This is a genomic window from Enterobacter cloacae complex sp. CDL013, from assembly GCF_049238805.1.
Taxonomy (GTDB): domain Bacteria; phylum Pseudomonadota; class Gammaproteobacteria; order Enterobacterales; family Enterobacteriaceae; genus Enterobacter; species Enterobacter hormaechei_C.
The window spans coordinates 177530-202133 of the sequence record NZ_JBMKGT010000003.1; the positions used below are offsets into that span (position 1 = coordinate 177530).

A 24604-nucleotide genomic window follows, 5' to 3' on the forward strand; every position below is an offset into this window, starting at 1 on the left:
TTGCAGTACTGGCTACGTAGCTCAGTTGGTTAGAGCACATCACTCATAATGATGGGGTCACAGGTTCGAATCCCGTCGTAGCCACCATATTTACGTTATCGAATACGATTCGGTAAACTGAACATTGTTGGGGTATCGCCAAGCGGTAAGGCACCGGATTCTGATTCCGGCATTCCGAGGTTCGAATCCTCGTACCCCAGCCACTTTAAAGTCGTTAAGCAGTTTGTTTAACGCAATTGGGGTGTCGCCAAGCGGTAAGGCTCTGGTTTCTGATACCAGCATTCCGGGGTTCGAATCCCTGCACCCCAGCCACTTTAAACAAACAAGCCCGCTCTGCGGGCTTTTTTGTTTTTGTTGTTCAGAATAGTGCGGCCTGATGCCTTCACCCTAACCCTCTCCCACGGGGAGAGGGAATAAAGATCAGAGTCCGAGGGCGTACTTCAGGGCCTGACGCTTCAGACCACCGGCACGTTCCGCTGCCATCAATCCAATATTGCGCACTATACGCACCGGACCAACATCATTGCTGAACCCGGCATAGAACAGATCCATCCCCGACTGCATAATGAAGTTATCCGCCATACGGCGCGTCTGGTAGCGCTTCAGAACCTGATGGCTGGCCCAGGCTTCCGCGTGGGCGCGAGCGTTACCCAGCACATCCAGTAACGCATCGACGTCACGGTATCCCAGATTCACCCCCTGCCCCGCCAGCGGATGAATGGTGTGCGCCGCGTCCCCCACAAGCACCAGTCCTTCACGGGCATACTGCAACGCATGGCGTCGCATCAGCGGGAATGCGCCGGCGGCAACCGGGGTCACGTTGCCCAGACGGCTCGGGAAGTGCTGGCGGATTTCGCGCTGCAACTGATCCATGGACAGCCCCTGCAACTGTCGAATGCGCGCCGGTTTGTCGTACCACACCAGCGAAGCCCAGTTATCAAACAGCGGTAAGAATGCATGCGGGCCGTTCGGCGTAAAATGCTGCCAGGTGCTTTCGCCCGGCGCGTTTTCTGACTGAACGGTGATCAGCATGCAGGACTGCTGGTACTGCCAGGCATGGATCCCAATGCCTGCCATCTGCCTGACCTGCGAGTTCGCGCCATCCGCTCCCACCACCAGCTTTACGGCCAGCTCATCGTCGTTGTCCAGCGTCAGGAGATACCCGCCCTCATGACGATGCAGGTCTTTCAGCGAGTCCGGCACGCGCAGCGTCACCTTCGGGTGCGCCTCCAGCGCCTGCCAGAGTGCCTGCTGGAGCACGTTGTTTTCCACCATATAGCCCAGGCGCGGCAGTTTCAGCTCGGCGGCATCAAACGACACATGAGCATTTTCCCACTCCCAGGTTTCGAGACGGCTGTAAGGATGCGCGCGCATCGCCAGCACCGCCTCCCAGACGCCCAGCCCGCGAAGCAGATCAACAGAGGCCGCGCTGATGGCGGAAATACGTACGTCCGGTTGGCTGGCAGGATCGAATGCCGGCGGAGCCGCCTGTTCAATAACGGTTACGTCAAATCCCTGCTGCGCCAGCCCCAGCGCCAGTGCGCCGCCGACCATACCGCCGCCAACAACGGCAACTTCGGTGTTCAGGAGTGTCATGGTCACTATTCCTTATTGAAGAATGCCTTAAGTTTACCGGATTTTTGCGGCCCTGAGGTTGACAACCTTCATACTGGTCACAACCGCACCAAAGCATTACAATACGCGGCTTGCAATCCTGAGCTGAGCAAGTCGATGACTAAAAAACTCCATATAAAAACCTGGGGCTGTCAGATGAACGAATACGATTCATCGAAGATGGCCGATCTGCTGGATACCACCCACGGATACCAGCTGACTGAAAATGCGAAAGAAGCCGATGTGCTGCTGCTGAACACCTGTTCAATTCGTGAAAAAGCACAGGAAAAAGTCTTTCATGTGTTAGGCCGCTGGAAGCTTCTCAAACGGAAAAATCCGGACCTGATCATTGGCGTGGGTGGCTGCGTCGCATCGCAGGAAGGTAAGCTGATCCGCCAGAGAGCCCCCTATGTGGATATCGTTTTTGGCCCTCAGACCCTGCACCGCCTGCCAGAGATGATTAATCAGGTTCGCGGCAGCCGTAGCCCGGTGGTTGACGTGAGCTTCCCGGAGATCGAGAAATTTGACCGTCTGCCAGAGCCGCGCGCTGATGGCCCGACCGCCTTCGTCTCCATCATGGAAGGCTGCAACAAATACTGTACTTACTGCGTGGTGCCTTACACCCGCGGTGAAGAAGTGAGCCGCCCGGCAGACGATATCCTGTTTGAAATCGCGCAGCTTGCCGCGCAGGGCGTTCGCGAAGTGAACCTGCTGGGGCAGAACGTGAACGCCTGGCGCGGGGAAAACTACGACGGCACCACCGGCAGCTTTGCTGAACTGCTGCGTCTGGTGGCGGCGATTGACGGCATCGACCGCATTCGCTTTACCACCAGCCATCCGATGGAATTTACCGACGACATTATTGACGTCTATCGCGATACGCCAGAGCTGGTGAGCTTCCTGCACCTGCCTATCCAGTGCGGCTCTGACCGCGTGCTGAACCTGATGGGTCGTCCACATACGGTGCTGGAGTATAAGTCCACCATCCGCAAGCTGCGTGAAGCGCGCCCGGATATCCAGATTAGCTCCGACTTTATCGTCGGCTTCCCTGGCGAAACCGCTGATGACTTCGAGCGCACCATGAAGCTCATCGGCGAGGTGAATTTCGACGTCAGCTACAGCTTTATCTTCTCTGCGCGCCCGGGCACCCCTGCGGCCGATATGGTTGATGATGTACCGGAAGAAGAGAAAAAGCAGCGTCTGTATATTCTACAGGAGCGTATCAACCAGCAGGCCAACGCCTGGAGTCGTCGCATGCTCGGCACTGTCCAGCGTATTCTGGTGGAAGGCACCTCCCGTAAGAGCATCATGGAACTGTCTGGTCGAACCGAAAATAACCGCGTGGTGAATTTTGAAGGCACCCCGGACATGATCGGTAAGTTTGTGGACGTCGAGATTGTCGAAGTGCTCACGAACTCGCTGCGCGGGAAGGTGGTACGCACTGAGGACGAAATGGGTCTGCGAATTGCACAGACTCCGGAATCCGTTATCTCTCGCACCCGCAAGGTCAACGACTCTGGCGTAGGTATTTACCAGCCGTGATCCTCCTGGCCTGCCTGTCCGGCAGGCCTTGTATTTCCTCTCATCACCCCCAATATCTACCGCAACGCTTGCGCCTTTATTCTATGGCGTGAATAATTTCGGTAATGACCGTTTTATTACGCCGTGTGGCCACAGGTCAGTTAACCAATTAAAGAGGAACAGTTTGAACATAGATACGCGTGAAATTAGCCTTGAGCCCGCAGACAACGCTCGCCTGCTGAGCCTGTGCGGGCCGTTTGATGACAACATCAAACAACTGGAGCGACGTCTGGGTATCGAAATCAATCGTCGCGATAACCATTTCAAACTCACCGGACGCCCAATCTGCGTCAACGCCGCGGCAGATATTCTCCGCAGCCTGTATGTTGATACCGCCCCGATGCGCGGTGAGATCCAGGATATTGAACCTGAACAGATCCACCTGGCCATCAAAGAGGCGCGCGTGCTTGAGCAGAGCGCGGAGAGCGTGCCGGACTATGGCAAAGCCATCAACATCAAAACTAAACGCGGCGTGATTAAGCCTCGTACCCCGAACCAGGCGCAGTACATCGCCAATATTCTCGACCATGACATCACCTTCGGCGTGGGCCCGGCGGGTACGGGTAAAACCTATCTGGCCGTTGCCGCTGCGGTCGATGCGCTTGAGCGTCAGGAGATCCGCCGTATCCTGCTGACCCGCCCTGCTGTTGAAGCCGGTGAAAAACTGGGCTTCCTGCCGGGCGATCTGAGCCAGAAGGTCGACCCGTATCTGCGCCCGCTGTATGACGCGCTGTTCGAAATGCTCGGCTTCGAGAAAGTTGAAAAGCTCATCGAGCGTAACGTGATTGAAGTGGCCCCGCTGGCCTACATGCGTGGCCGTACGCTTAACGACGCGTTCATCATTCTGGATGAGAGCCAGAACACCACTATCGAACAGATGAAGATGTTCCTGACGCGTATTGGCTTTAACTCGAAAGCGGTTATCACCGGTGACGTCACCCAGATTGACCTGCCACGTAACACCAAATCGGGTCTGCGTCACGCCATCGAAGTCCTGGCCGAGGTAGAGGAAATCAGCTTCAACTTCTTCCACAGTGAAGACGTGGTACGCCATCCGGTGGTCGCGCGTATCGTTAACGCTTATGAGGCATGGGAAGAGGCAGATCAGAAGCGCAGGGCCGAACTGGCCGCAGAACGTAAGCGCGAAGCGCAGGAGCATGAACAGAAATGAGTCAGGTGATCCTCGATTTACAGCTGGCCTGTGAAGATAATTCCGGCATGCCAGAAGAGGCACAGTTTCAGAAATGGCTGGATGCCGTTATCCCCCAGTTTCAGGAAGAATCTGAGGTCACGATTCGCCTGGTGGATGAAGCAGAAAGCCATGAGCTCAACCTGACCTACCGCGGGAAAGATAAGCCGACCAACGTGCTCTCTTTCCCGTTCGAAGCCCCTCCGGGCATTGAGATGCCGCTGCTGGGCGATCTGATCATCTGCCGTCAGGTGGTTGAGCAGGAAGCCAAAGAGCAGCAAAAGCCGCTGGAAGCGCACTGGGCACACATGGTGGTGCACGGTAGCCTGCATCTTCTGGGTTACGACCATATTGAAGATGACGAAGCGGAAGAGATGGAATCCCTCGAGACAGAGATAATGCTTGCTCTGGGCTATGAGGATCCGTACATTGCCGAGAAAGAATAGTCAGTCACTGACTACCATGCCGCCGCGCAGGGACATAGCGCGGCGGTTAACGTTGAACTAACAAGAGAACCCTTAACAAACGCCATGAGCGACGACAATTCACACAGTAGCGACACGACAACCACTAAAAAGGGATTTTTCTCCCTCATTCTGAACCAGCTTTTCCACGGCGAACCGAAAAACCGTGATGAACTGCTGGAGCTGATTCGTGATTCCGGGCAGAACGACCTTATCGACGAAGATACGCGCGAAATGCTCGAAGGGGTGATGGACATCGCCGACCAGCGCGTCCGCGACATCATGATCCCCCGCTCGCAGATGATTACCCTGAAACGCAACCAGACGCTGGACGAGTGCCTCGATGTGATTATCGAATCGGCTCACTCACGTTTCCCGGTCATCAGCGAAGATAAAGATCACATTGAAGGGATTTTGATGGCGAAAGATCTGCTGCCGTTTATGCGCAGCGATGCCGAAGCCTTCAGTATGGAAAAGGTGTTACGCCCGGCCGTGGTTGTGCCGGAAAGTAAGCGTGTGGATCGGATGCTGAAGGAGTTTCGCTCCCAGCGCTATCACATGGCGATTGTTATTGATGAATTTGGTGGCGTTTCCGGTCTGGTCACAATCGAAGACATCCTTGAGCTGATCGTGGGCGAAATCGAAGACGAGTATGACGAAGAAGAGGATATTGACTTCCGTCAGCTGAGCCGCCACACCTGGACCGTGCGCGCGCTGGCCTCCATTGAAGACTTCAACGATACCTTTGGCACCAGCTTCAGCGATGAAGAAGTGGACACCATTGGTGGTCTGGTGATGCAGGCCTTCGGCCATCTTCCGGCCCGCGGTGAAACCGTTGACATCGATGGTTACCAGTTCAAGGTCGCAATGGCTGACAGCCGACGTATTATTCAGGTTCACGTCAGAATGCCGGACGACTCACCGGTGCCAAAACTGGAAGATTAATGTAAATGGCATTTGCCCCACTCTTTGAACGCCAGCGCGTCCGTTTGCTGCTGGCGCTGTTACTCGGAGCCAGCGGTACGCTGGCTTTTTCTCCTTACGATATCTGGCCAGCCGCTATTCTCTCCCTGATGGGGATACAGGGGCTTACCCTGAACCGTCGTCCGGTACAGGCCGCGGCCATCGGCTACTTCTGGGGGCTGGGACTGTTTGGCTCTGGTATCAACTGGGTCTACGTCAGTATCGCGCAATTTGGCGGAATGCCGGGGCCGGTTAACGTCTTCCTGGTTGTGCTGCTCGCCGCCTATCTTTCGCTCTACACTGGCCTGTTCGCGGGCATCCTGTCTCGCCTGTGGCCAAAAACGACCTGGCTGCGCGTGGCGATAGCGGCACCCGTTGTCTGGCAAATCACCGAATTTCTGCGCGGCTGGGTACTGACCGGCTTCCCGTGGTTGCAGTTCGGCTATAGCCAGGTAGACGGCCCGCTGAAAGGCCTGGCCCCGGTCATGGGCGTGGAAGCCATCAACTTCCTGTTGATGATCGTCAGCGGCCTGCTGGTGCTGGCCCTGGTGACACGTAACTGGAAGCCGCTGGTTGCCGCGTTAATCCTGTTTGCTCTGCCCTTCCCGCTGCGTTATATCCAGTGGTTTACGCTGGAGCCCGCGCGCGCCACGCAGGTTTCTCTGGTCCAGGGCGATATCCCGCAGTCCCTGAAATGGGATGAGAATCAGCTGCTGAACACGCTGAAAATCTACGCCAACGCCACTGAAAAGGTGATGGGCAAATCGCAGCTCATCATCTGGCCTGAGTCTGCGATCCCAGACCTGGAGATCAATCAGCAGCCCTTCCTGAAGATGATGGACGATCTGCTGCGCGCACGCGGCAGTACGCTGATTACCGGAATTGTGGATGCGCGTCTCAATCAGCAGAACCGCTATGACACGTACAACACGATCATTACGCTCGGTAAGGGCAGCGAATACAGCTATACCTCCACCAATCGTTACAACAAAAACCACCTTGTACCGTTTGGCGAATTTGTTCCGCTGGAGTCTATTCTGCGCCCACTGGCACCGTTCTTTGATTTGCCGATGTCCTCATTCAGCCGGGGCCCTTACGTTCAGCCGCAGCTGCATGCGCACGGTTTTGCCCTGACGGCCGCCATTTGCTACGAGATTATCCTCGGCGAGCAGGTGCGCGATAATTTCCGCCCGGACACCGACTATCTGCTGACCATCTCAAACGATGCGTGGTTCGGTAAATCGATTGGTCCGTGGCAGCACTTCCAGATGGCGCGAATGCGTTCTCTGGAGCTGGCGCGTCCGTTGCTGCGCAGCACCAATAACGGCATTACCGCCGTGATTGGTCCGCAGGGTGAAATCCAGGCCATGATCCCGCAATTTACCCGTGAGGTGCTGACTACTAACGTCACGCCAACTACCGGGCTCACCCCTTACGCGCGCACCGGGAACTGGCCGCTGTGGATTTTGACCGTGCTGTTCGGCTTTGGCGCAGTGCTGATGAGCCTGCGTCAGCGTCGTAAATAACCTTACCTTCTGTTGCCGGGTGGCGGCTACGCCTTACCCGGCATGCTCTCCGGCGCCGCCGCCACCCGACAATTTCCTCCCAAACTTCAATTCTGGCACGCCTGTTGCTTTGTTTAATTACATCAACGCTGTCTGGCTTAACGTGCAGCCTTGTCGCACCAGCGTAGATCATCGGTAGCACCGAAACGGTGCAACGAGGGATTATTGCCTCTGAATGGTGCGGCGCGCTTCGCAAAAATAAACAATAACGCAGCAAAATCTTTACATTAAGCCAGACTAAATGTTAACAAGCTTGCATAACACTGCACTCGCATTGCGCGAGATATAACAACATCACAATGGGTATCTATGCGTCACTGGCGCTGATAAGAAAGGAGTTGGGTATGCAATTACGTAAACTGGCCACAGCAATGCTGGTTATGGGAATGTCTGCGGGGGTTGTCCACGCTGAAGACGCTCCGGCAGCAGGAAGCACTCTCGACAAGATTGCCAAAAACGGCGTGATCGTGGTCGGCCACCGTGAATCTTCTGTCCCGTTCTCTTACTACGACAACACGCAAAAAGTCGTGGGCTATTCACAGGATTACTCCAACGCCATCGTTGAAGCCGTGAAGAAAAAGCTGAACAAACCTGACCTGCAAGTGAAGCTGATCCCCATCACTTCACAGAACCGTATTCCTCTGCTGCAAAACGGCACATTTGATTTTGAATGTGGCTCAACCACCAACAACCTTGAGCGTCAGAAACAGGCCGCTTTCTCGGACACCATCTTCGTTGTGGGCACCCGCCTGCTGACGAAGAAAGGCGGCGACATCAAAGATTTTGCTGACCTGAAAGGCAAAGCGGTTGTCGTGACCTCCGGTACCACGTCCGAAGTGCTGCTGCACAAGCTGAACGACGAGAAGAAAATGGACATGCGCATCATCAGCGCGAAAGACCATGGCGACTCCTTCCGTACCCTGGAAAGCGGCCGTGCCGTCGCGTTTATGATGGATGACGCTCTGCTGGCAGGCGAGCGCGCCAAGGCGAAGAAACCAGACAACTGGGAAATCGTCGGTACCGCCCAGTCGAAAGAAGCCTACGGCTGTATGCTGCGTAAAGGTGACGAGGACTTCAAGAAACTGATCGATGACACCATCGCTCAGGCGCAAACCTCCGGCGAAGCGGCAAAATGGTTCGACAAATGGTTCAAGAACCCAATTCCACCAAAAAACCTGAACATGAACTTTGAACTGTCTGACGACATGAAAGCGCTGTTCAAATCACCAAACGACAAAGCTCTTAACTAATTAGAACGACAGGGGCGGGATCTCCTGCCCTCTCGATTGTCGGGAAGCATGGACAGACTATACGTTGAGTGGTCGTTCCCCACTCAGCGCAAAAATTGAGCTTCTCACCAATCTTCGAGGGTAGCGCTGCTACCCTTTTTTTTCTGGAGTTTACTATGTCAATTGACTGGAACTGGGGCATCTTTCTGCAACAAGCCCCGTTCGGCAACACCACCTATCTCGGCTGGCTGTGGAGCGGCTTTCAGGTTACCGTTGCATTATCGATAACGGCGTGGATTATCGCGTTTCTTGTCGGTTCGCTGTTCGGTATTCTGCGTACCGTCCCTAACCGTTTTCTCTCTTCGATTGGCACGCTCTATGTGGAACTGTTCCGTAACGTTCCGCTGATCGTGCAGTTCTTTACCTGGTATCTGGTGATCCCGGAACTGCTGCCGGAAGATCTCGGCATGTGGTTTAAGGCCGAGCTGGATCCTAACGTACAATTTTTTGTCTCCTCTATGCTGTGTCTGGGGCTGTTCACCGCTGCGCGCGTCTGCGAGCAGGTACGGGCCGCCATACAGTCACTGCCGCGCGGGCAAAAGAATGCGGCACTGGCGATGGGCCTGACTCTGCCTCAGGCCTACCGTTACGTACTGCTGCCGAACGCTTACCGCGTCATCGTTCCGCCGATGACCTCCGAGATGATGAACCTGGTAAAAAACTCGGCTATCGCCTCAACCATTGGTCTGGTAGATATGGCGGCGCAGGCGGGCAAACTGCTGGATTATTCCGCTCACGCATGGGAATCCTTCACGGCGATCACGCTCGCCTATGTTCTGATTAACGCATTCATCATGCTGGTGATGAACCTGGTTGAACGCAAAGTACGCCTGCCGGGCAATCTGGGGGGCAAATAAATGTACGATTTTGACTGGAGTTCCATTGTTCCCTCCATGCCCTATCTGCTGGATGGACTGGCAATCACCTTAAAGATCACCGTTATCGCCATTATCGTCGGTATTGTCTGGGGCACCCTGCTGGCAGTGATGCGCCTGTCGAGCTTTAAGCCGCTCGCCTGGTTTGCCACGGCTTACGTTAACGTGTTCCGCTCCATTCCACTGGTCATGGTGCTGCTGTGGTTTTATCTGATTGTTCCCGGCTTTTTACAGAACGTACTGGGACTGTCGCCAAAGACCGATATCCGCCTGATCTCTGCCATGGTGGCGTTTTCCATGTTTGAAGCCGCCTACTACTCAGAGATCATCCGCGCCGGTATTCAGAGTATCTCGCGCGGGCAGTCCAGCGCTGCGCTGGCGCTCGGTATGACGCACTGGCAGTCTATGAAGCTCATTATTCTGCCGCAGGCGTTTCGCGCTATGGTTCCGCTGCTGCTGACGCAGGGCATCGTCCTGTTCCAGGATACCTCCCTGGTCTACGTGCTGAGCCTGGCAGACTTCTTCCGTACCGCCTCCACCATTGGCGAACGTGACGGAACGCAGGTTGAGATGATCCTCTTCGCGGGCGGGGTCTATTTTGTGATTAGTTTAAGCGCATCGCTGTTGGTCAGCTGGCTGAAGAAAAGGACGGTATAATGATTTCCCTGAAAAATGTTTCTAAATGGTATGGGCACTTTCAGGTGCTGACCGACTGCTCAACAGAAGTGAAAAAAGGCGATGTGGTGGTGGTCTGCGGCCCGTCCGGTTCCGGTAAGTCCACGCTTATCAAAACCGTTAATGGGCTGGAACCTGTCCAGCAGGGCGAGATTGTCGTTAACGGCACCAAAGTGAATGACCGCAAAACCAACCTTGCCCAGCTTCGCTCCCACGTAGGGATGGTGTTCCAGCATTTTGAGCTGTTCCCTCACCTCTCCATCATTGAGAACCTGACGCTGGCGCAGGTGAAAGTGCTGAAGCGCGACAAAAAAGCGGCGCGCGAAAAGGGGCTGAAGTTGCTGGAACGCGTCGGGCTGTCTGCACATGCGGATAAGTTCCCGGCGCAGCTTTCGGGCGGCCAACAGCAGCGTGTGGCAATCGCGCGTGCGCTGTGCATGGATCCGGTGGCTATGCTGTTTGATGAGCCGACGTCCGCGCTCGATCCTGAGATGATCAACGAAGTGCTGGACGTCATGGTGGAGCTGGCGCACGAAGGGATGACCATGATGGTGGTGACGCACGAAATGGGCTTCGCCCGTAAAGTGGCCAACCGCGTGATTTTCATGGATGAAGGGAAAATTGTTGAAGACTCACCAAAAGAAGAGTTCTTCGCAAATCCTAAATCTGAACGTGCAAAAGACTTCCTCGCCAAAATCCTGCATTAATCTTTTTAGTGCGCAATCTGCGGATTGCGCACTGCTTCACGATTTAGATCTCTTTTTCTATTCGGCGTCACATCGCAGCGTTAACCTTGTCACAAATAATGCTGAGAATGGAGAACGCTATGGCACAGCCAATTATTCTCGACTGCGATCCGGGTCATGATGACGCGATCGCACTCGTCCTTGCTCTTGCTTCCCCTGAACTGGACGTAAAAGCTGTCACCTCCTCCGCCGGAAACCAGACGCCGGATAAAACCTTGCGAAACGTGTTGCGCATGTTGACGCTGCTGAAACGCACCGATATTCCTGTCGCAGGTGGCGCCGTTAAGCCGCTGATGCGCGAGCTGATCATTGCGGATAACGTTCACGGTGAAAGTGGGCTGGATGGTCCGGCGCTGCCGGAGCCGGATTTCGCACCGCAAAACTGCACTGCCGTCGAGCTCATGGCGAAGGTGCTGCGTGAGAGCGCAGAGCCCGTGACGCTGGTGGCGACCGGCCCGCAGACCAACGTTGCGCTGCTGCTGAACAGCCATCCTGAACTGCACAGCAACATCGCCCGTATCGTCATCATGGGCGGGGCAATGGGGCTGGGGAACTGGACGCCAGCAGCAGAGTTCAACATCTTCGTTGACCCGGAAGCCGCGGAAATCGTCTTCCAGTCGGGCCTGCCGATTGTGATGGCGGGGCTGGACGTTACCCACCGCGCACAAATTATGGTGCAGGACATCGAACGATTCCGTTCTGTGGGTAACCCGGTTGCAACAACCGTGGCAGAGCTGCTCGATTTCTTTATGGAGTATCACAAAGCCGAGAAGTGGGGCTTCCACGGTGTCCCGCTGCATGACCCATGCACCATCGCCTGGCTACTGAAGCCGGAAATGTTTACCACGGTCGAGCGTTGGGTTGGTGTGGAAACACAGGGGAAATATACCCAGGGAATGACGGTGGTGGACTATTACTCGCTAACGGGAAACAAGCCGAATACCACGGTGATGGTGGATATCGATCGGGAAGAGTTTGTGGATTTACTGGCGGAGCGGCTGGCTTATTATTCTGCGGCCTGATGCCCTCACCCCGACCCTCTCCCACAGGGAGAGGGTGCAAACATTTTTGCTTTTACCTACGGCTCAAACGGCCGACGCTGGAACTGGTCGTGCCCGCACTTCGGACACAGCGACAACACCTCCGGCGTATAAACGGCGATATGGTGGTGGCACTTCTCACACACCAGGTTCCCCAACCCCACTACTTCGCCGCTGTGATAGACACCGTGGTGGTTTAAATCCTGGAACACCTCACGCCATTCCAGCTGAGTTTTATCGGTAATATCCGCCAGCTCCTGCCACAGGCTCTCTTTGATGACCCGCATAAAAACGCTGTCGGCGATCTCGTCCTGGCTCTCTTCATAGCTTCGCGCGAACTCCTCCAGGTCACGGCGCACGGCGCGCGTCAACTCTTCCACTTCGGTTCGCGTTAACTCACCCGTTTGCGTCACGCGTGCGCGTGCCTGTTCGACCAGCGCGTCGATATCACGCTCGCCGTTACGCAGCCGTTCCGTCAGAGTCGCTACCAGTTCACGGTAAAATTGAGCAACCTTGTTCATCGTTTCGCCTCCCGGGTCAGTAACTAACTCTAATAATAGACCTTATTTCACCGCCGCTTTGTCAGGTGAAGCACAGACCCGGTAAATTCCTGCAAAGGGCATTTGTGCGAAAGGCTGTTTTGACGCAGGCGTTTGGGCTATGCTATGCGGATCTGAGATACCACATCCATTGGCTACATATGTAGCTGTATTGAAAACAGGACCACTGGCTGCCATGCAAGAGCAATACCGCCCGGAAGAGATAGAATCAAAAGTCCAGCAACACTGGGACGAGAAGCGTACCTTTGAAGTTACCGAAGACGAGAGCAAAGAGAAGTATTACTGCCTGTCGATGCTTCCCTATCCTTCTGGTCGACTACACATGGGCCATGTGCGTAACTACACGATCGGCGATGTGATTGCCCGCTATCAGCGCATGCTGGGCAAGAACGTCCTGCAACCGATCGGCTGGGATGCGTTCGGTCTGCCGGCTGAAGGTGCAGCGGTAAAAAACAATACCGCCCCAGCCCCCTGGACCTACGACAACATCGCGTACATGAAAAACCAGCTCAAAATGCTGGGCTTTGGCTATGACTGGAGCCGCGAGCTGGCAACCTGTACCCCGGAATATTACCGTTGGGAGCAGAAATTCTTCACCGAGCTGTACAAAAAAGGGCTGGTGTATAAGAAGACCTCTGCGGTTAACTGGTGCCCGAACGACCAGACCGTTCTCGCGAACGAACAGGTTATCGATGGCTGCTGCTGGCGCTGCGATACCAAAGTTGAGCGCAAAGAGATCCCGCAATGGTTTATCAAAATCACCGCCTACGCTGACGAACTGCTGAACGATCTGGATAAGCTGGATCACTGGCCGGATACGGTTAAGACCATGCAGCGGAACTGGATCGGCCGTTCTGAAGGCGTGGAAATTACCTTTAACGTCGAGAACTACGACCAGACCCTGACCGTCTACACCACCCGTCCGGACACCTTCATGGGCGCGACCTACCTGGCCGTGGCCGCAGGTCACCCGCTGGCGCAGAAAGCGGCAGAGAACAATCCGGCGCTGGCGACCTTCATCGACGAATGCCGCACCACGAAAGTGGCCGAAGCCGACATGGCGACGATGGAGAAGAAAGGTGTTGATACCGGCTTTAAAGCGATTCACCCGCTCACCGGCGAAGCCATCCCTGTCTGGGCGGCGAACTTTGTGCTGATGGAGTACGGTACGGGCGCGGTAATGGCCGTTCCGGGCCACGATCAGCGCGACTACGAGTTTGCCACCAAATACGGCCTGACCATCAAGCCAGTTATTCTGGCGGCAGACGGTTCTGAACCAGACCTGTCCGAACAAGCGCTGACTGAAAAAGGCACGTTGTTCAACTCCGGCGAGTTCAGCGGCCTGAGCTTCGAAGAGGGCTTTAACGCCATCGCCGACAAGCTGGCGTCGCTGGGTGTGGGCGAGCGTAAAGTTAACTTCCGTCTGCGCGACTGGGGCGTTTCCCGTCAGCGTTACTGGGGCGCGCCTATCCCGATGGTGACGCTGGAAGATGGCACCGTGCTGCCAACGCCAGAAGATCAGCTGCCGGTGATCCTGCCGGAAGACGTGGTCATGGACGGCATCACCAGCCCGATCAAAGCCGATCCTGAGTGGGCGAAAACCACCGTCAACGGTCAGCCAGCGCTGCGTGAAACCGACACCTTTGACACCTTTATGGAATCCTCCTGGTACTATGCGCGCTACACCTGCCCGCAGTACAAAGAAGGCATGCTGGATTCTGATGCAGCAAACTACTGGCTGCCGGTAGACATTTACATCGGTGGCATTGAACACGCCATCATGCACCTGCTCTACTTCCGCTTCTTCCACAAACTGATGCGTGACGCAGGCCTGGTCAACTCCGACGAGCCGGCAAAACAGCTGCTGTGTCAGGGTATGGTGCTGGCAGATGCGTTCTACTACGTTGGCGCGAACGGCGAGCGTAACTGGGTTTCTCCGGTTGATGCGATTGTCGAGCGCGACGAGAAAGGCCGTATCGTGAAGGCGAAAGACGCTGAAGGTCATGAACTGGTTTATACCGGCATGAGCAAGATGTCCAAGTCTAAAAATAACGGCATCGACCCGCAGGTGATGGTTGAGCGTTATGGTGCGGATACCGTGCGTCTGTTCATGATGTTCGCTTCCCCGGCAGATATGACCCTTGAGTGGCAGGAATCCGGCGTGGAAGGGGCCAACCGCTTCCTGAAGCGCGTCTGGAAACTGGTTTACGAGCACACCTCTCAGGGCGATGCGCCAGCGCTGAACGTAGCTGCACTGACTGAAGATCAACAGGCGCTGCGTCGTGATGTTCATAAAACCATTGCGAAAGTCACCGATGATATTGGTCGTCGTCAGACCTTCAATACCGCAATTGCGGCTATTATGGAACTGATGAACAAGCTGGCGAAAGCCCCGCAGGATGGCGAGCAGGATCGCGCGTTAATGCGTGAAGCGCTGCTGGCGGTCGTTCGCATGCTGAACCCGTTCACGCCGCACGTTAGCTTTACCCTGTGGCAGGAACTGAAAGGCGAAGGCGATATCGACAATGCGCCGTGGCCAGTGGCGGATGAATCCGCTATGGTGGAAAACACCACGCTGGTGGTGGTGCAGGTTAACGGTAAAGTGCGCGGTAAAATTACCGTCGCGGTCGACGCAACCGAAGAACAGGTTCGCGAGCGCGCAGGCCAGGAGCATCTGGTCGCTAAATACCTTGAGGGCGTTACCGTACGTAAAGTGATCTACGTACCTGGTAAACTGCTGAATCTGGTCGTTGGCTAAGCGCGGGAGGAAACGTGCGACAACTGGCAACAATACTCTTATCTCTGGCGGTGCTTGTCACCGCTGGCTGCGGCTGGCACCTGCGCAACACCACGGCAGTGCCTGCGCAGATGAAAACGATGATCTTCGACTCATCCGATCCGAACGGACCGCTGAGCCGGGCCATTCGTAACCAGCTGCGTTTGAACGATGTTAAGCTGATCGAGAAGGGAACCCTGCGTCAGGATGTTCCTTCGCTCCGTGTCCTGAAATCAACGCTGTCACAAGATACGGCCTCGATCTTCCAGGATGGGCGGACGGCGGAATATCAGATGGTGCTTACCGTTGATGCGGCCGTCTTGATGCCAGGTAAAGATATTTACCCTATCAATACCAAAGTCTACCGCTCGTTCTTCGATAACCCGCAGACGGCGCTGGCAAAAGACGCCGAACAGCAGATTATCATCAAGGAAATGTATGATAAGGCCGCGGAACAGCTGATCCGCAGGCTGCCTGCCATTGCCGCGTCGACGAAAAAAGGCGCTGACGTTATCGAAACACCGGATGCCAGCACGCCGGATATGCCAACGTCTCTGGGTAACTGATGATCAGGTTGTATCCTGAACAACTCCGCGCGCAGCTCAACGAAGGGCTGCGCGCGGCCTATCTGCTACTCGGCAACGACCCCCTGTTACTACAGGAAAGCCTTGATGCGGTTCGCCATGCGGCAGCCGCGCAGGGTTTTGATGAGCATCATACGTTCCAGATCGATAACAGTACCGACTGGAACGCTATCTTCTCGCTTTGTCAGGCCATGAGCCTGTTTGCCTCTCGTCAGACAATCCAGATCCTGCTGCCTGAGAATGGTCCTAACGCTGCCATCAATGAACAGCTGGCTATGCTGGTGAGTTTGTTACACGGCGATCTGCTGCTTATCGTACGCGGCAACAAACTCACAAAAGCGCAGGAAAACGCTGCCTGGTTTACCCGGCTAACCCCCAGTGCGGTGCTTGTCTCCTGCCAGACTCCAGAGCAGGCGCATCTGCCAAAATGGGTTGCCGCGCGAGCAAAGCAGCACAATTTGCAGCTGGATGAGGCCGCCAGTCAGCTCCTGTGCTACTGCTACGAAGGCAACCTTCTGGCACTGGCGCAGGCGCTGGACAGGCTCGCCCTGCTGTGGCCCGATGGCAAGCTGACGCTGCCGCGCGTGGAACAGGCGGTGAATGATGCCGCGCACTTTACCCCCTTCCACTGGGTTGATGCGCTGCTGTCGGCGAAAAGTAAACGTGCTCTGCACATCCTGCAACAGCTGCGCCTGGAAGGGAGTGAGCCGGTCATCCTTCTCCGTACGCTCCAGCGCGAATTACTGCTGCTGAACAACCTTAAACGCCAGTCAGCACACACGCCCCTGCGCGCCTTATTCGACAAACATCGCGTCTGGCAAAACCGTCGGGCGATGACCACGGAGGCGATAAACCGCCTGAGCCAGGAGCAGTTGCGTCAGGCAGTGCAACTTCTGATGCGCGCCGAACTGACGTTAAAACAGGATTACGGTCAGTCTGTCTGGGCGGAGCTGGAGAGTCTCTCTTTGCTGCTCTGCCATAAGGCTCTGGCAGACGTATTTATCGATGGGTGATATGCATTCTTTACAGGCAATGTATGGCGGGACCTTCGACCCGGTGCACTATGGGCATCTTAAGCCGGTAGAAATCCTCGCGAATTTGATTGGCTTGCAGCGGGTGATCATCATGCCCAACAATGTTCCGCCGCACCGTCCTCAGCCAGAAGCAACCAGCGAGCAGCGTAAAGCGATGCTCGCGCTGGCTATCGCCGATAAGCCTCTCTTCACACTGGATGAGCGTGAACTGCGTAGAGATACCCCTTCCTGGACATCGCAAACGCTGCGGGAGTGGCGCGCTGAGCAGGGGCCCATGAAACCGTTGGCGTTTATCATCGGCCAGGATTCCTTGCTCAACTTTCCCAGCTGGTACCAGTACGAAACCATTCTGGAAAACAGTCATCTGCTGGTCTGCCGCCGTCCGGGCTACCCGCTGACCATGCGCGACGCGCAGCATCAGCAGTGGCTTGACGCACATCTGACGGACAATATAGAAGACCTGCACAGTCTCCCCGCCGGGAAAATTTACCTCGCTGAAACGCCGTGGTTTGATATTTCCGCGACCCTCATCCGCGAGCGTCTCCAGCAGGGTTTAGACTGTGACGATCTCCTCCCCTCGCCCGTGCTGGCCTATATCCATGCGCACGGTCTGTATCAGAAAAGTACAGATGTCTGAGCATCGCCGGCGAAATTGTCCGTTAATGATTATCCTGCCTTGACAGGCTAAGCCATACTGATATCCTCCGCTGCCAGACTTTCCCGCCGATCGCTGCTTTACAGAAATTGTTTTACAAAAATGGCGATGCAATCTCAGGCGGAGGGTGGGATGATACCCGCCTTCAAAAGCCGGGCGGTGACATTTGTCCCGCGACTGGCGTCAGTTCAGGTATACTGACTGGCCACGAATTCATAGTTGTACAATCTCATTCACCCAGGGGGAAAACTTGCAGGGTAAAGCACTCCAGGATTTTGTTATCGACAAAATTGATGACCTGAAAGGTCAGGACATCATCGCTATCGACGTTAAGGGTAAATCCAGCATCACCGACTGCATGATCATCTGCACCGGCACCTCAACTCGTCACGTTGTTTCGATTGCTGACCATGTTGTTCAGGAATCGCGCGCGGCAGGGCTGCTTCCGCTGGGCGTTGAAGGTGAAGCGACCGCTGACTGGGTGGTTGTCGATCTCGGCGATGTGATTGTCCACGTCATGCAGGAAGAGAGTCGTCGCCTGTATGAGCTGGAAAAACTCTGGGGTTAATGCGTGAAGTTGCAACTGGTCGCCGTCGGCACCAAAATGCCGGACTGGGTACAAACCGGTTTTACTGAGTATCTGCGTCGTTTCCCAAAAGATATGCCGTTCGAACTGGTGGAGATCCCAGCAGGAAAGCGCGGCAAGAACGCAGATATCAAACGTATTCTCGATAAAGAGGGAGAGCTGATGCTGGCTGCCGCAGGCAAAAACCGCATCGTGACCCTCGATATCCCGGGCAAACCCTGGGATACGCCGCAGCTGGCGCACGAACTGGAGCGCTGGAAGCAGGATGGTCGGGACGTCAGTCTGTTGATTGGCGGACCAGAGGGGTTATCTCCCGCCTGCAAAGCGGCAGCAGAACAAAGTTGGTCACTCTCGGCGCTGACGCTGCCCCACCCGCTTGTACGGGTTCTCGTGGCAGAAAGTTTGTATCGCGCATGGAGCATCACTACCAACCACCCTTATCACCGCGAGTAATGACTGACCAGGGTAATTTAAGCAGCGGATGAAACTACAGAATTCTTTTCGCGACTATACGGCTGAGTCCGCGCTGTTTGTGCGCCGGGCGCTGGTCGCCTTTACGGGGATTTTGCTGCTTACCGGCGTGCTGATCGCCAACCTTTATAATCTGCAAATTGTCCGCTATACCGATTACCAGACCCGCTCAAACGAAAACCGTATCAAGCTGGTGCCCATCGCGCCCAGCCGCGGCATTATCTACGATCGTAACGGCACGCCGCTGGCGCTTAATCGCACCATCTACCAGATAGAGATGATGCCCGAGAAAGTGGATAACGTGCAGGATACCCTGAACGCGCTGAGAAGCGTTGTCGACCTGACTGATGACGATATCGCTGCGTTCAAAAAAGAGCGCGCACGTTCTCACCGCTTCACCTCCATTCCGGTAAAAACCAACCTGACAGAAGTGCAGGTCGCCCGTTTTGCCGTTAACCAGTACCGTTTCCCCGGAGTGGAAGTCAAAGGCTATAAACGCCGCTATTATCCTTACGGCTCCGCGCTGACGCACGTCATTGGTTACGTCTCCAAAATCAACGATAAAGACGTCGAACGCCTTGATAAAGATGGCAAGCTGGCTAACTACGCCGCAACCCATGATATTGGCAAGCTGGGGATCGAACGTTATTACGAAGATGTGCTGCACGGTCAGACCGGGTATGAAGAGGTTGAAGTTAACAACCGTGGCCGCGTGATCCGACAACTGAAAGAGGTGCCCCCGCAGGCGGGGCATGACGTCTATCTGACGCTCGACCTGAAGCTACAGCAGTATATCGAGACGCTGCTGGCGGGTAGCCGTGCTGCGGTTATTGTGACCGACCCGCGTACCGGCGGCATTCTGGCGATGGTTTCGATGCCAAGCTACGATCCGAACCTCTTCGTGGATGGCATCTCCAGCAAGGATTACTCCGGCCTGCTCAACGATCCAAACACGCCGCTGGTAAACCGCGCGACGCAGGGGGTTTATCCTCCAGCTTCAACGGTTAAACCGTATGTCGCCGTGTCTGCGCTGAGCGCGGGCGTCATCACCCGTAATACCAGTCTGTTTGACCCCGGCTGGTGGCAGTTGCCTGGCTCTGAGAAACGCTACCGCGACTGGAAAAAATGGGGCCACGGCCATCTGAACGTGACCAAATCACTGGAGGAGTCGGCGGATACCTTCTTCTATCAGGTCGCCTACGACATGGGTATTGACCGTCTGTCTGAATGGATGAGCAAGTTCGGCTACGGGCATTATACCGGTATAGATTTGGCTGAAGAGCGTTCCGGCAACATGCCAACCCGCGAATGGAAGCTGAAGCGCTTTAAAAAACCCTGGTATCAGGGTGACACCATTCCGGTGGGGATCGGCCAGGGCTACTGGACGGCAACGCCGCTGCAAATGAACAAGGCGATGATGATCCTCATCAACGATGGCGTCGTGAAAGTGCCGCACCTGCTGCAAAGCACCGTTGAAGACGGCAAAAAAGTGCCATGGATACAGCCGCACGAGCCGCCGGTGGGTGACATTCATTCCGGATACTGGGAAATCGCGAAAGACGGCATGTACGGTGTAGCCAACCGCCCTAACGGGACGGCGCACAAATATTTCGCTGGCGCACCGTATAAGGTAGCCGCGAAATCAGGTACGGCTCAGGTCTTCGGTCTTAAAGCGAATGAAACTTACAACGCACATAAAATTGCCGAACGTCTGCGTGACCACAAGCTCATGACGGCGTTTGCCCCTTATGATAACCCGCAGGTTGCGGTGGCGATGATTCTGGAGAACGGCGGCGCAGGCCCGGCGGTGGGTACCATCATGCGTCAAATCCTCGACCACATCATGCTGGGTGACAACAACACCGAACTGCCAGCTGAAAACCCGGCAGCCGCTGCGGCGGAGGACCAATAATCATGACGGATAATCCGAATAAAAAATCGCTGTGGGACAAGATCCACATCGACCCAGCCATGCTGCTGATTCTGCTGGCTCTGCTGGTCTATAGCGCCCTCGTTATCTGGAGCGCCAGCGGCCAGGACATCGGCATGATGGAGCGTAAAATCGGCCAGATCGCCATGGGTCTGGTTATTATGGTGGTGATGGCGCAAATACCGCCGCGCGTGTACGAGGGCTGGGCGCCCTATCTCTATATTTTCTGTATCATTTTGTTGGTGGCAGTAGATGCTTTCGGCGCCATCTCGAAGGGGGCACAGCGCTGGCTGGATCTGGGGATTGTCCGCTTCCAGCCGTCGGAAATCGCCAAAATCGCCGTCCCGCTGATGGTGGCGCGCTTTATTAACCGCGACGTCTGCCCGCCGTCGTTGAAAAATACCGCCATTGCGCTGGTGCTGATTTTCCTGCCGACGCTGCTCGTGGCCGCACAGCCGGACCTCGGTACCTCGATTCTTATCGCCCTCTCCGGCCTGTTCGTCCTGTTCCTGTCCGGCCTGAGCTGGCGTCTGATTGGTATCGCCGTGGTGCTGGTTGCCGCGTTTATCCCTATCCTCTGGTTCTTCCTGATGCATGATTACCAGCGTCAGCGCGTTATGATGCTGCTCGATCCCGAGACCGATCCGCTGGGCGCAGGCTATCATATTATTCAGTCGAAGATTGCGATTGGCTCCGGCGGCCTGCGCGGCAAAGGCTGGCTGCACGGTACGCAGTCGCAGCTCGAATTTTTACCGGAACGCCACACCGACTTTATCTTTGCCGTTCTGGCTGAGGAGTTAGGGCTGGTTGGCATCCTGGTTCTGCTTGCACTCTACGTGCTGCTGATCATGCGAGGTTTGTGGATTGCCGCACGCGCCCAAACCACCTTTGGTCGCGTGATGGCAGGCGGATTAATGTTGATTTTGTTCGTTTATGTCTTCGTAAATATTGGTATGGTGAGTGGGATTCTGCCGGTTGTCGGCGTACCGCTGCCGCTGGTGAGTTACGGGGGCTCGGCACTGATCGTGTTGATGGCCGGGTTTGGTATCGTCATGTCGATCCATACCCACAGGAAAATGTTGTCCAAAAGCGTATAAAAATAAGGGGATCGCAATGCGTAAGCAGTGGCTGGGGATCTGCATCGCAGCAAGTTTACTTGCCGCCTGTACAAGTGATGATGGTCAGCAACAGGCAACCGTCGCGCCGCCGCAGCCTGCGGTCTGTAATGGCCCGATTGTTGAGATTAGCGGTGCCGATCCCGTTTATGAACCGCTGAACGCCAGCGTGAATCAGGATTATCAGCGCGACGGTAAAAGCTATAAAATCGTTCAGGATCCTTCCCGTTTCAGCCAGGCTGGCTTTGCTGCCATCTATGACGCTGAGCCCGGCAGCAACCTGACCGCGTCGGGTGAAACCTTCGATCCGATGCAGATCACGGCTGCACACCCGACGCTGCCTGTTCCGAGCTATGCACGCATCACTAACCTGGCGAATGGCCGAATGATCGTGGTGCGTATCAACGATCGCGGTCCTTACGGCACCGATCGCGTGATCTCCCTGTCCCGCGCGGCGGCCGACCGTCTGAACACCTCAAACAATACTAAAGTGCGTATCGACCCGATTATCGTGGCGCAGGATGGTTCGCTGTCTGGCCCGGGCACGGCCTGTACCACGGTCGCGAAACAGACCTATGCCCTGCCCGCTCGCCCGGATCTGAGCGGTGGTATGGGGGGCGCTTCAACGCCGGCAGTGCCCGCGCAGCCGCAGGGTGAAGTGCGCGCCATCAGCAACGATACGCTGCAAAGTGAAGACGCGACAGGCGCCCCGGTGAAAAGCAGTGGTTTCCTTGGCGCACCCACCACGTTAGCGCCGGGCGTGATTGAATCAAATGAACCTGCCCCAGCGCCTGCGCCCGTCGTTGCTGCACCCGCTGCACAACCCGCCCCGGTGACCGCGCCTGCTGCTACGCAGACTGCGGCGCCTGCGACGGCGAGCGGCAGCTACGTGGTTCAGGTTGGCGCTGTCAGCGATCGGACCCGTGCAGAGCAATATCAGCAGCGTTTAAGCAAACAGTTTGGCGTGCCAGGCCGCGTTGAGCAAAACGGTGCGGTATGGCGTATCCAGATGGGTCCGTTTGCCAGCAAATCGCAAGCAGCATCCCTGCAACAGCGTTTGCAGAGCGAGGCGCAGCTCCAGTCGTTTATCGCTGTTGCAAAATAATTATTCGGTGGTATCCGAAATGTCAGTTTGTGTAAACCACGTTAACACTCTCATGATGAAAGTCGGATGCCTGCCCGTATAGCATTTGCTATAGTAAGGCACTTTTTTTAATTCCATCACGGATGTCGTAGTTCTGACCATGAAGACCACTTTTTCTGCTCGTTTTGTGCAGCGCATGGCGCTGACCACGGCCCTTTGCGCTGCTGCGTTCTCCGCAGCTCACGCGGATGACCTGAACATCAAGACCATGATCCCTGGCGTTCCGCAGATCGACGCGGAATCCTACATCCTGATTGATTACAACTCCGGCAAAGTTCTGGCAGAACAGAACGCCGATGCCCGCCGCGATCCGGCCAGCCTGACCAAAATGATGACCAGCTATGTTATCGGTCAGGCTATGAAAGCAGGTAAATTCAAAGAAACCGACCTGGTGACTATCGGTAACGATGCGTGGGCAACCGGCAACCCCGTGTTCAAAGGTTCATCGCTGATGTTCCTGAAACCTGGCATGCAGGTTCCGGTCTCTCAGCTTATCCGTGGCATCAACTTGCAGTCCGGTAACGACGCCTGCGTGGCCATGGCTGATTTTGCCGCGGGCAGCCAGGACGCGTTTGTGGGCCTGATGAACAGCTACGTCTCCGCGCTGGGTCTGAAAAACAGCCACTTCCAGACCGTTCACGGCCTGGACGCCGAGGGTCAGTACAGCTCCGCGCGTGACATGGCGCTGATCGGTCAGGCGCTGATCCGCGACGTGCCAAACGAGTACTCTATCTACAAAGAGAAAGAGTTCACCTTCAACGGCATTCGTCAGACCAACCGTAACGGCCTGCTGTGGGACAACAGCCTGAACGTCGACGGTATCAAAACCGGCCACACCGACAAAGCTGGCTATAACCTGGTGGCCTCCGCCACTGAAGGCCAGATGCGTCTGATCTCTGCCGTGATGGGGGGGCGTACGTTTAAAGGACGCGAAACGGAAAGCAAAAAACTGCTGACCTGGGGCTTCCGCTTCTTCGAAACCGTGAACCCGCTGAAAGCCGGTAAAGAATTTGCCTCTGAACCTGTCTGGTTTGGCGATAACGACCGCGCTTCCCTGGGCGTGGACAAAGATCTCTATCTGACTATCCCACGCGGTCGTATGAAAGATCTGAAAGCCAGCTATGTGCTGAATACCACCGAGCTGCACGCCCCGCTGCAAAAGAATCAGGTCGTGGGTACTATCAACTTCCAGCTGGATGGCAAAACCATCGATCAACGCCCGCTGGTGGTGCTGGAGGAGATTCCTGAAGGCAATTTCTTCGGCAAAATCATTGATTACATTAAGCTGATGTTCCATCACTGGTTTGGTTAAAAATTGAACACTTGAAAGTGTGATTTTGATCCCCATATACTACGTATCAGTAAAACTCCCGCCCCGTGGCGGGAGTTATTATTTTTTACACACACGCCGGAGCTGACATGAAAACCAAACTTAACGAACTGCTTGAATTCCCTACCCCTTTTACTTACAAAGTAATGGGTCTGGCGAAACCTGAGCTGGTTGATCAGGTGGTTGAAGTGGTACAGCGCCATGCGCCGGGCGACTACTCTCCATCAGTCAAACCGAGCAGCAAAGGTAATTACCACTCGGTCTCAATCACCATCACTGCGACACACATTGAGCAGGTTGAGACGCTGTACGAAGAGCTCGGCAATATCGAAATTGTTCGTATGGTGCTGTAGTCCCTCTGCGGTTACCCGGTTTGCCGGGTAACCCACTTCCCCGCTGTGATATACTCCGCGTTACC

Annotated in this window: 23 protein-coding genes and 3 tRNA genes; 24 read left to right on the plus strand and 2 right to left on the minus strand. The window is 55.5% G+C overall.

Translation table 11 applies throughout. The features are described 5' to 3' along the window. The first annotated feature begins 10 nt into the window (after positions 1 to 10). From ACOTXD_RS06585 to ACOTXD_RS06595, 3 genes are all read left to right on the plus strand, one after another. Positions 11 to 87 (plus strand) — tRNA-Met (locus ACOTXD_RS06585). 41 nt (positions 88 to 128) lie between these two features. Beyond that, positions 129 to 203 (plus strand) — tRNA-Gln (locus ACOTXD_RS06590). A 34-nt stretch (positions 204 to 237) separates the two neighbouring features. Further along, positions 238 to 312: transfer RNA gene (locus ACOTXD_RS06595), tRNA-Gln, on the plus strand. Between the two features lie 108 nt (positions 313 to 420). Here ACOTXD_RS06595 and ubiF read toward each other — a convergent pair. Continuing rightward, positions 421 to 1596, minus strand: coding sequence for a 3-demethoxyubiquinol 3-hydroxylase (ubiF, locus tag ACOTXD_RS06600; protein ID WP_045345763.1), 1176 nt, complete (start codon positions 1594 to 1596; stop codon positions 421 to 423). Between the two features lie 135 nt (positions 1597 to 1731). Here ubiF and miaB point away from each other — a divergent pair, with 135 nt between their 5' ends. The 10 genes from miaB (at position 1732) to rihA (ending at position 11983) form a co-directional block, all read left to right on the plus strand. Further along, positions 1732 to 3156, plus strand: a complete 1425-nt coding sequence (gene miaB / locus ACOTXD_RS06605; protein ID WP_003858672.1) for a tRNA (N6-isopentenyl adenosine(37)-C2)-methylthiotransferase MiaB — start codon at positions 1732 to 1734, stop codon at positions 3154 to 3156. A 163-nt stretch (positions 3157 to 3319) separates the two neighbouring features. Beyond that, positions 3320 to 4366: a PhoH family protein gene (locus ACOTXD_RS06610; protein WP_003858674.1), complete on the plus strand. Its 1047-nt coding sequence runs from the start codon at positions 3320 to 3322 to the stop codon at positions 4364 to 4366. Then, a complete protein-coding gene (gene ybeY / locus ACOTXD_RS06615; RefSeq protein ID WP_003858677.1) occupies positions 4363 to 4830 on the plus strand; it encodes an rRNA maturation RNase YbeY in 468 nt (155 codons plus the stop codon). Before ACOTXD_RS06610 ends, ybeY begins: the two co-directional genes overlap by 4 nt. A gap of 84 nt (positions 4831 to 4914) precedes the next feature. Further along, positions 4915 to 5793 (plus strand): CNNM family magnesium/cobalt transport protein CorC, encoded by an 879-nt coding sequence (corC, locus tag ACOTXD_RS06620; RefSeq protein WP_003858679.1) that lies wholly within the window; start codon positions 4915 to 4917, stop codon positions 5791 to 5793. A 5-nt stretch (positions 5794 to 5798) separates the two neighbouring features. Next, a complete protein-coding gene (gene lnt / locus ACOTXD_RS06625) occupies positions 5799 to 7337 on the plus strand; it encodes an apolipoprotein N-acyltransferase (RefSeq protein WP_061855887.1) in 1539 nt (512 codons plus the stop codon). 383 nt (positions 7338 to 7720) lie between these two features. Beyond that, a complete protein-coding gene (locus tag ACOTXD_RS06630; RefSeq protein WP_003858681.1) occupies positions 7721 to 8626 on the plus strand; it encodes an amino acid ABC transporter substrate-binding protein in 906 nt (301 codons plus the stop codon). Positions 8627 to 8781: 155 nt separating this feature from the next. Next, positions 8782 to 9522, plus strand: a complete 741-nt coding sequence (gene gltJ / locus ACOTXD_RS06635) for a glutamate/aspartate ABC transporter permease GltJ (protein ID WP_015571133.1) — start codon at positions 8782 to 8784, stop codon at positions 9520 to 9522. Continuing rightward, on the plus strand, positions 9523 to 10197 hold the full coding sequence (gene gltK, locus ACOTXD_RS06640; RefSeq protein ID WP_003858686.1) for a glutamate/aspartate ABC transporter permease GltK: 675 nt from the start codon (positions 9523 to 9525) through the stop codon (positions 10195 to 10197). It abuts the gene before it with no gap. Beyond that, a complete protein-coding gene (locus ACOTXD_RS06645) occupies positions 10197 to 10922 on the plus strand; it encodes an amino acid ABC transporter ATP-binding protein (protein WP_006809622.1) in 726 nt (241 codons plus the stop codon). The genes gltK and ACOTXD_RS06645 overlap by 1 nt, the downstream gene beginning before the upstream one ends. Before the next feature lie 119 nt (positions 10923 to 11041). Further along, positions 11042 to 11983, plus strand: a complete 942-nt coding sequence (gene rihA / locus ACOTXD_RS06650) for a pyrimidine-specific ribonucleoside hydrolase RihA (protein WP_061855889.1) — start codon at positions 11042 to 11044, stop codon at positions 11981 to 11983. Between the two features lie 56 nt (positions 11984 to 12039). Here rihA and ACOTXD_RS06655 read toward each other — a convergent pair whose 3' ends face one another. Further along, entirely contained in the window at positions 12040 to 12522 is a 483-nt protein-coding gene (locus tag ACOTXD_RS06655; protein ID WP_061855890.1) for a zinc ribbon-containing protein, read from the minus strand. Between the two features lie 214 nt (positions 12523 to 12736). Here ACOTXD_RS06655 and leuS point away from each other — a divergent pair, with 214 nt between their 5' ends. The 11 genes from leuS to ybeD all read left to right on the plus strand — a co-directional run bounded on the left by leuS (position 12737) and on the right by ybeD (position 24539). After that, the gene (gene leuS, locus ACOTXD_RS06660; protein WP_061855891.1) at positions 12737 to 15319 is read left to right on the plus strand and encodes a leucine--tRNA ligase; all 2583 of its coding nucleotides are present in this window, start codon (positions 12737 to 12739) and stop codon (positions 15317 to 15319) included. Between the two features lie 14 nt (positions 15320 to 15333). After that, the gene (gene lptE, locus ACOTXD_RS06665) at positions 15334 to 15903 is read left to right on the plus strand and encodes an LPS assembly lipoprotein LptE (RefSeq protein ID WP_022650604.1); all 570 of its coding nucleotides are present in this window, start codon (positions 15334 to 15336) and stop codon (positions 15901 to 15903) included. Beyond that, positions 15903 to 16934, plus strand: a complete 1032-nt coding sequence (holA, locus tag ACOTXD_RS06670) for a DNA polymerase III subunit delta (RefSeq protein ID WP_022650603.1) — start codon at positions 15903 to 15905, stop codon at positions 16932 to 16934. The genes lptE and holA overlap by 1 nt, the downstream gene beginning before the upstream one ends. Beyond that, entirely contained in the window at positions 16927 to 17592 is a 666-nt protein-coding gene (nadD, locus tag ACOTXD_RS06675) for a nicotinate-nucleotide adenylyltransferase (protein WP_003858694.1), read from the plus strand. Before holA ends, nadD begins: the two co-directional genes overlap by 8 nt. A 268-nt stretch (positions 17593 to 17860) precedes the next feature. Continuing rightward, on the plus strand, positions 17861 to 18178 hold the full coding sequence (gene rsfS / locus ACOTXD_RS06680) for a ribosome silencing factor (protein WP_003858696.1): 318 nt from the start codon (positions 17861 to 17863) through the stop codon (positions 18176 to 18178). A gap of 3 nt (positions 18179 to 18181) precedes the next feature. After that, positions 18182 to 18649, plus strand: coding sequence for a 23S rRNA (pseudouridine(1915)-N(3))-methyltransferase RlmH (rlmH, locus tag ACOTXD_RS06685; RefSeq protein WP_003858701.1), 468 nt, complete (start codon positions 18182 to 18184; stop codon positions 18647 to 18649). A 28-nt stretch (positions 18650 to 18677) separates the two neighbouring features. Next, the gene (gene mrdA / locus ACOTXD_RS06690) at positions 18678 to 20579 is read left to right on the plus strand and encodes a peptidoglycan DD-transpeptidase MrdA (protein ID WP_015571138.1); all 1902 of its coding nucleotides are present in this window, start codon (positions 18678 to 18680) and stop codon (positions 20577 to 20579) included. Positions 20580 to 20581: 2 nt separating this feature from the next. Beyond that, positions 20582 to 21694 carry a peptidoglycan glycosyltransferase MrdB gene (mrdB, locus tag ACOTXD_RS06695; protein WP_015571139.1) on the plus strand — a complete coding sequence of 371 codons (1113 nt, stop codon included), beginning with the start codon at positions 20582 to 20584 and terminating at the stop codon, positions 21692 to 21694. Between the two features lie 16 nt (positions 21695 to 21710). Further along, positions 21711 to 22817, plus strand: a complete 1107-nt coding sequence (gene rlpA, locus ACOTXD_RS06700; protein ID WP_032608855.1) for an endolytic peptidoglycan transglycosylase RlpA — start codon at positions 21711 to 21713, stop codon at positions 22815 to 22817. 139 nt (positions 22818 to 22956) lie between these two features. Next, on the plus strand, positions 22957 to 24168 hold the full coding sequence (gene dacA, locus ACOTXD_RS06705) for a D-alanyl-D-alanine carboxypeptidase DacA (protein ID WP_003858714.1): 1212 nt from the start codon (positions 22957 to 22959) through the stop codon (positions 24166 to 24168). Between the two features lie 107 nt (positions 24169 to 24275). After that, a complete protein-coding gene (gene ybeD, locus ACOTXD_RS06710) occupies positions 24276 to 24539 on the plus strand; it encodes a DUF493 family protein YbeD (RefSeq protein WP_003858718.1) in 264 nt (87 codons plus the stop codon). Positions 24540 to 24604: the final 65 nt, after the last annotated feature.

Excerpts from the sequence above, each read along its gene's own strand:
- ubiF (WP_045345763.1), bottom strand. The coding sequence starts at position 1,596 with ATGACACTCCTGAACACCGAAGTTGCCGTTGTTGGCGGCGGTATGGTC.
- miaB (WP_003858672.1), top strand. The coding sequence starts at position 1,732 with ATGACTAAAAAACTCCATATAAAAACCTGGGGCTGTCAGATGAACGAA.
- ybeY (WP_003858677.1), top strand. The coding sequence starts at position 4,363 with ATGAGTCAGGTGATCCTCGATTTACAGCTGGCCTGTGAAGATAATTCC.
- corC (WP_003858679.1), top strand. The coding sequence starts at position 4,915 with ATGAGCGACGACAATTCACACAGTAGCGACACGACAACCACTAAAAAG.
- lnt (WP_061855887.1), top strand. The coding sequence starts at position 5,799 with ATGGCATTTGCCCCACTCTTTGAACGCCAGCGCGTCCGTTTGCTGCTG.
- ACOTXD_RS06630 (WP_003858681.1), top strand. The coding sequence starts at position 7,721 with ATGCAATTACGTAAACTGGCCACAGCAATGCTGGTTATGGGAATGTCT.
- gltJ (WP_015571133.1), top strand. The coding sequence starts at position 8,782 with ATGTCAATTGACTGGAACTGGGGCATCTTTCTGCAACAAGCCCCGTTC.
- gltK (WP_003858686.1), top strand. The coding sequence starts at position 9,523 with ATGTACGATTTTGACTGGAGTTCCATTGTTCCCTCCATGCCCTATCTG.
- ACOTXD_RS06645 (WP_006809622.1), top strand. The coding sequence starts at position 10,197 with ATGATTTCCCTGAAAAATGTTTCTAAATGGTATGGGCACTTTCAGGTG.
- rihA (WP_061855889.1), top strand. The coding sequence starts at position 11,042 with ATGGCACAGCCAATTATTCTCGACTGCGATCCGGGTCATGATGACGCG.
- ACOTXD_RS06655 (WP_061855890.1), bottom strand. The coding sequence starts at position 12,522 with ATGAACAAGGTTGCTCAATTTTACCGTGAACTGGTAGCGACTCTGACG.
- leuS (WP_061855891.1), top strand. The coding sequence starts at position 12,737 with ATGCAAGAGCAATACCGCCCGGAAGAGATAGAATCAAAAGTCCAGCAA.
- holA (WP_022650603.1), top strand. The coding sequence starts at position 15,903 with ATGATCAGGTTGTATCCTGAACAACTCCGCGCGCAGCTCAACGAAGGG.
- nadD (WP_003858694.1), top strand. The coding sequence starts at position 16,927 with ATGGGTGATATGCATTCTTTACAGGCAATGTATGGCGGGACCTTCGAC.
- mrdA (WP_015571138.1), top strand. The coding sequence starts at position 18,678 with ATGAAACTACAGAATTCTTTTCGCGACTATACGGCTGAGTCCGCGCTG.
- mrdB (WP_015571139.1), top strand. The coding sequence starts at position 20,582 with ATGACGGATAATCCGAATAAAAAATCGCTGTGGGACAAGATCCACATC.
- rlpA (WP_032608855.1), top strand. The coding sequence starts at position 21,711 with ATGCGTAAGCAGTGGCTGGGGATCTGCATCGCAGCAAGTTTACTTGCC.
- dacA (WP_003858714.1), top strand. The coding sequence starts at position 22,957 with ATGAAGACCACTTTTTCTGCTCGTTTTGTGCAGCGCATGGCGCTGACC.
- ybeD (WP_003858718.1), top strand. The coding sequence starts at position 24,276 with ATGAAAACCAAACTTAACGAACTGCTTGAATTCCCTACCCCTTTTACT.